The organism is Streptomyces sp. NPDC004658, from assembly GCF_040609555.1.
Classification (GTDB): domain Bacteria; phylum Actinomycetota; class Actinomycetes; order Streptomycetales; family Streptomycetaceae; genus Streptomyces.
Genome location: NZ_JBEXKG010000282.1, coordinates 1 through 5,454, shown reverse-complemented (window position 1 = coordinate 5,454; position 5,454 = coordinate 1). Strand labels below are relative to the sequence as shown.

General features: G+C 76.1%; 5 protein-coding genes and 1 pseudogene. 1 reads left to right on the top strand and 5 read right to left on the bottom strand.

Annotated features, from left to right (window positions below; genetic code table 11):
- Positions 1 to 252: 252 nt before the first annotated feature.
- Positions 253 to 1,563 (top strand): glycosyl hydrolase, encoded by a 1,311-nt coding sequence (locus ABZV94_RS39810; RefSeq protein WP_356349693.1) that lies wholly within the window; start codon positions 253 to 255, stop codon positions 1,561 to 1,563.
- On the opposite strand, the gene ABZV94_RS39805 is transcribed toward ABZV94_RS39810, so the two are convergent.
- The 5 genes and pseudogenes from ABZV94_RS39805 to ABZV94_RS39785 form a co-directional block, all read right to left on the bottom strand.
- Positions 1,560 to 2,699 carry a GNAT family N-acetyltransferase gene (locus ABZV94_RS39805; RefSeq protein ID WP_356349691.1) on the bottom strand — a complete coding sequence of 380 codons (1,140 nt, stop codon included), beginning with the start codon at positions 2,697 to 2,699 and terminating at the stop codon, positions 1,560 to 1,562. The genes ABZV94_RS39810 and ABZV94_RS39805 overlap by 4 nt on opposite strands.
- On the bottom strand, positions 2,696 to 3,352 hold the full coding sequence (locus ABZV94_RS39800; protein WP_356349689.1) for a lipopolysaccharide biosynthesis protein: 657 nt from the start codon (positions 3,350 to 3,352) through the stop codon (positions 2,696 to 2,698). Before ABZV94_RS39800 ends, ABZV94_RS39805 begins: the two co-directional genes overlap by 4 nt.
- Positions 3,349 to 4,506, bottom strand: a complete 1,158-nt coding sequence (locus ABZV94_RS39795; protein WP_356349687.1) for a glycosyltransferase — start codon at positions 4,504 to 4,506, stop codon at positions 3,349 to 3,351. Before ABZV94_RS39795 ends, ABZV94_RS39800 begins: the two co-directional genes overlap by 4 nt.
- Positions 4,503 to 5,195, bottom strand: coding sequence for a polysaccharide deacetylase family protein (locus ABZV94_RS39790; protein WP_356349695.1), 693 nt, complete (start codon positions 5,193 to 5,195; stop codon positions 4,503 to 4,505). The genes ABZV94_RS39795 and ABZV94_RS39790 overlap by 4 nt, the downstream gene beginning before the upstream one ends.
- A 52-nt stretch (positions 5,196 to 5,247) precedes the next feature.
- A pseudogene (locus ABZV94_RS39785) lies at positions 5,248 to 5,454 on the bottom strand (murein biosynthesis protein MurJ); the annotation flags it as partial.

Below are 5,454 nucleotides of genomic sequence, written 5' to 3'. Positions count from 1 at the left end.
GGGCCCGGCGCCCCCGCCCTGCCGCGCCCGGCACCGCGCCGCTCCTGCCCGCGGTGCCGGCACGCTCCGGGCCCGCGGGGCGTCGCGTCGCCGGGACGAGCGACTCCCACCCCCTGTCATTCGCCCGTGCGGGGGTTCGGCGGGCCGGAAGCGATATCCGTGCCGGCGTCAGTCGTATGGATAGGACCGCGTGCCGGTTGCCCGGACGACGCGAGGCGGGACTTCGAAGGGCGAGTGGGGAGAGGAGCGGGTATGGCTCCGCAACAGCGCAGGGCCCGGTCCAGGCGGGCGGCCGTCGTCCTCGCGTCGGCGATCGTCGCGTCGGTCACCCTGGCCGCCGGCCCCGGCCTCAGCGCGGGCCCCGGAGCGGCGCGTGCCGCCGTCGCGCCGACCCCGCTCCCGACGGCACAGCCGACCCCCGCCGTCCCCTCCACCCCGACCGCTCCACCGGCCCCCGCACCGGTGACACCCCCCGTCCCCCTCCCCGCCACCCCGTCGCAGAGTCCGGTGTCACCCGCGGCCGGCCGGGCCGTCCCGGACTTCGGGGTGTTCCTGGACTCCGGGCCGGACGGTGTCGCGCGCATGGCCGAGTTGAGTCACTGGCTCGGCGGGACCGAGTTGAAGGTCGCCCACACCTATCTGCCCGGCGAACGCTGGCGGGACATCGAGGGAGCGCCCGGCTTCCTGGACGTATGGGCGCAGTGGCGGCGCGCGAAGGCGGACCGGACGCTCGTCCTCAACGTGCCGATGCAGGAACGCAACGAGGACGACCTCTCGGACGTCCAGGTGCGGTGGCTGCTGCGGCAGGCCGCGGAGGGCGCGTTCGACCATCACTTCAGGGCACTGGCCGAGCGGCTGGTGGAGCTGAAGGTGCCGGACACGGTGATCGTGCTCGGCTGGGAGATGAACGGCACCACCTACACCCACCGCTGCGGACCGGACCCCGAGGCCTGGAAGGCGTACTGGAACAGGATCGTCGCCACCATGCGCTCGGTGCCGGGGCAGCGCTTCCGGTTCGATTTCACGCCGAGCCGCGGCCGGGACGCCGTACCGTGGACGGAGTGCTACCCCGGGGACGCCACGGTCGACATCATCGGCATGGACGCCTACGACCAGCCGAGCGGGCTGTCGTTCGACGAACAGGTCACCGAGCCGTACGGCCTCCAGCAGCACGTGGATTTCGCCAAGGCCCACGGCAAGCCCGTCTCGTATCCGGAATGGGGGCTGTTCCGCAACGGCGACAACGCCGAGTACATGCGGCGCATGCTCGACTGGATCGAGGAGCACAGGCCGCTGTACAACACGCTGACCGACTACTGCCCGCACGGCGTGTGGCAGTGCTCGGACAATCCCCGCTCGTCACGGATCTACCGGGCCGCCCTGTACGGCCGCACCGAGCAGCCCGCCCCGCTGCCCACGCCGCCCCCGCCCCCCGCCCCCACGCCGGTGCCGGCCACCGAGCCCCCGGACGACTGCTGGCCGACGGGTCTGGGCGACTGGTTCGGGCACTGGCTCGGTGGAAACCTCTGCGTCCGGTTCGACTGGTGGACGCGGAGCCGCTAACCCCGCCCCCGTTCCCGCCACCGGTGCAGCGCCGCCCTGCCCCGCTGCCGGACGGCCGCGTCGCACAGCGCGGCCGTCAGCAGCGGGGCGGTGCGCCGCCGGGCCATCAGCAGCCGCCGGTTGACGACCCGTTCGGGCCGCCAGTGGTGCTTGTACGGCTCGTCCCCGCGCAGCAGGCTCAGCGTGCCGCGCCGGCCGCCGCCGGTGTGCTCGGTGCAGGCGTCCAGCAGCATCACCGCCACGTCCGCCTTCCGCTGCCGCAGGCCCGGGTGGGCGCCGTAGAGGTAGCCGCCGGCCATGCTGTCCGAGAGCAGGGTCAGGTCGACGGCCACCACCTCGTCGCCGAGCCGGAACTCGGTGACCACCGCGTTCCCCGAGCGCACCATCGGGCCCACCGCGCGCACCAGATGCTCGCGGAACCGGGGCCGCAGATGCTCGCTCGTCACCTTCCGCCCCTGCCACTGCATCCGGTGCAGCTCCAGCAGCCGGTCGAGTGCCGCGTCGACCTCTTCGGGGCCCACCGTCCGCCGCCGCACGCCCAGCGCGGCCAGCCGGCGCAGCTTGGCCCGCACCCGCTGCCCCGACTTGCCCGACGGCAGCCTGGCGATCAGCTCGTCCATGGACACGGCGGGCAATTCCAGGCACGGCGAGTCGCGGAGCGCGCGACGCGGCCCGCGCCAGCGGTCGTAGACCCGCTCCACCGCACCACCCGGGCGTACCTCGCGGAAGTCGACCAGCGCCGTGCGGGCCGCGTCCGCGAGCGCCTCGGTGAGCGCGCCGGCCGCCCGCCCGTCGTCGCCGTCGTCCAGCAGCACGTCCGCGTAGTCGGAGATCGTCCCGCCGAGCGGCACCAGCGCGGGCAGCGGCCGGCGGACCAGCATCAGCGGCGCGACGGCCACCAGTTCCCGGCCCGCGCGCACCACGAGCAGCCGGAGCCGTCCGCGCCGGCCGTACGACAGCCACCACGAGTGCAGCCAGGCGTGGCTCTGGAACGGGGTCGCGGTGGCGCACCGCGCGTGCAGCCGCCCCCAGGCGGGGCCCAGCGCCGCGAAGGCGTCCTCGTCGGTGACGAGTTCGGTGACGAGTCCCGTGGGGTGGGCCGGACGCGCGAGACCCGCCGGGTAGGTGGCGGTCACAGCTGGCCGTGCGCGTCGGCGGCCAGGGCCGGACCGGGCACCGTGGCCGGGCGGAGGATCTCCTCCTGCGGTCGCCGCCCGGGGCGGACCAGCAGCGCGAGGGCGCCGAGCAGCCCGCCCGCGCTCGCCCCGACGAGTCCGGTCACCCCGGCGGACGCCGAGGTGGGCGCGCTGGGCTTCACCGCGCGCGAGAACTGCACGAGTCCGACGTGCGTGTCGGCCTCGGCGGCGTCGGCGTGCCGGGTGAGCGCACGGGCGACCGCGTTGGCCATGTCGGCGGCCTGCGCCGGGCGGTCGGAGGTGGCGGAGACGGCGACCATGGGGGCGTCCGGCGAGGTCTCGGCGCGCACGCTGTCGCGCAGGGTGGCCACCGGCACCCCGGCCCACGCCTGGGCGTCGCCGAGCACCGCGACCTGGGTGGCGACCCGGCCGTAGGCCTGGGCGAAGCCGAGTGCGGTGGCGGTGTCGGACCGCTCGGTGGGGACGGCGATGACATAGCTGGTCGCCGTGTACTGCGGGGCTCTCAGCACGCCGTACCCGCCGCCCAGCAGCCCGCCCGCGAGGACACCGGCCACCACCAGCGACCAGGGCGGGAGCGCGCGGAGACGGGAGGGACGCAAGGGGCGGCGGTGCTGGACGCGGTTGTCGGTCATGACGCAGTGACTCCCTCGGGGGATCGGGACGGGGGGACCGTGCGGGTGAGCGCCGCCGTGTAGACGTCCATGAGCCGGGCGGCGCTGCGGGTGATGCAGTAGTGGCGGGCCGCCTCGGGCGCGGTGCGCGGGCCGGGTCCGGCGGCGCGGACCCCGGCGAGCGCGGGGGCGTAGGCGTCCGCGTCGCACGGGACCCGCACCGCGTCCGGGGCGGACCCGGGCGGCAGATCCTCCAGGGCCGGGCAGGAGGTGTAACGCACCGGCAGCCCGGCCGCCAGCGCCTCCACGACCGCGAGGCCGAACGCCTCCTCGGGGGAGGGCGCGGCGAGCACGTCCATCGCCGAGGCCAGCGCGGGCAGGCCGGGCCCAAAGGAGCCGTCGGGCAGGTACGGCCGCTCCCCGGCGAACAGCACCCGCCCGGCGACCCCCGCCGCCTGCGCGGCCCGCCGCAGCGCGGGCTCCTCCGGGCCGCCGCCGACCAGCAGCAGCCGGCAGTCGGCGGGGAGGCGGGCGAGGGCCCGGACCAGGACGTCGAAGCGCTTGCCGGGGGCGAGCCGGCCGACGCCGCCGATGACGAACGCGTCGGCGGGCAGCCCGAGCCGGTCGCGGGTGCGCCGGCGGACGTCCGGGTCGAAGGCGAACCGCGTCAGGTCGATGCCGTTGGGCACGACCGCGATGCGCGGCTCGGGCACCCCCCAGCGGGCGAGCCGGGCGGCGACCGTGGGGGAGACGGCGACGGTGGACCGGCCCAGCCGCTCGCCCAGCAGATACAGCGCGCGGACGCCCGCCGTGAGCGGCCGGCCCTCCATCTGCGAGTCACCCAGGGAGTGTTCGGTGGCGACGACCGCGCGGACCCCGGCCAGCCGGGCGGCGATCCGGCCGTACAGGCAGGCCCGGTACAGGTGGGTGTGTACGAGGTCGTACCGGCCGCGCCGGATGTGCCGGGCCAGCCGGGGCAGCGCGGCCAGGTCACGGTTCCCGGCCATGCCGAGGTGGGTCACCCGCACCCCGTCGGCCGTCAGCCCCTCGGCCACCGGCCCGGGGTTGGTCAGCGTCACCACCTCGCACGCGACCGGCAGGTGCCGCAGCAGCAGCCGGAGTTGCTGCTCGGCGCCGCCCACGCCGAGCCCGGTGATGATGTGCAGGGCCCTCACCGCAGCCCCTCCACGGGCCGCCGGCGCAGCCGGTGCAGCCGGTACTTCAGGAACAGGCGTACGGCGGTGTCGTTCTGTCCGACGTACACGCGCGGAAGGACGTGCGGGCCGGTCAGCTCACCGGGGTCGATGGCGCACGCGTAGGTGTATCCGGCCTCCCGTACGGCCTGCACGACACGCCGGTCGACCGTGCCGTACGGGTAGCAGAAGCCGGTGACGGGGGTGCCGGTCAGTTCCTCCAGCACCGCCCGGCTCCCGGCGGTCTCGGTCTTCAGCAGGCCGTCGTCGGCCCGGGTGAGGTCGACGTGGGTGAGGCCGTGCGAGCCGACCTCCATGCCCGCGGCGGCGGCCCGCCGGATGCCGTCGGCGGTCAGCAGCGGCTTGCGCGGGCCGAGGGGATCCCAGGCGTTGTCGCCGCCGAGCCGGCCGGGCAGCACGAACAGGGTCGCCGTGCACCCCCATCGGGTCAGCAGCGGCAGGGCGTTGCCGAGGAAGTCGGCGTACCCGTCGTCGAAGGTGAGCGCCACCAGGTCCCGCCCCTCGCCCCGGGCGCGGGCGGCGAGCAGCTCGGCGACGGACACCCCGCGCAGCCCCCGCCGGCGCAGCCAGCGCAGCTGCCGGTCCAGCCGGTCCGGGCTGACCGTGACGTGGTACGGGTCGTCGGAGCAGTCGCCGACCGAGTGGTACATGGCGATCCACGGGACCGGGCCGGGGGTGAGGTGCCGGGTGGGGGCCGGGGACTCAACGAAGGACGGCATGGGCGAGCTTTCGGGTGAGGGAGCGTACGGAACGGAGTGCGGGGGCGAAGCCCTGGGCGCCCAGCGCCCAGCCGAGCAGCACGAACACGACGGTCACCGTGGCGCCGCCGGCGGCCAGCCCGGCGAGCGGGCCCGCCGGTATGCTCCCCGCGAACCCGCCGGCCACGGTCGCCGCCGCCGCCGCCCGCAG

What these genes read in the sequence shown, in the direction of transcription:
- ABZV94_RS39800 (WP_356349689.1), bottom strand. Translation starts at nt 3,352, where the DNA reads ATGACCGACAACCGCGTCCAGCACCGCCGCCCCTTGCGTCCCTCCCGT.
- ABZV94_RS39810 (WP_356349693.1), top strand. Translation starts at nt 253, where the DNA reads ATGGCTCCGCAACAGCGCAGGGCCCGGTCCAGGCGGGCGGCCGTCGTC.
- ABZV94_RS39790 (WP_356349695.1), bottom strand. Translation starts at nt 5,195, where the DNA reads ATGTACCACTCGGTCGGCGACTGCTCCGACGACCCGTACCACGTCACG.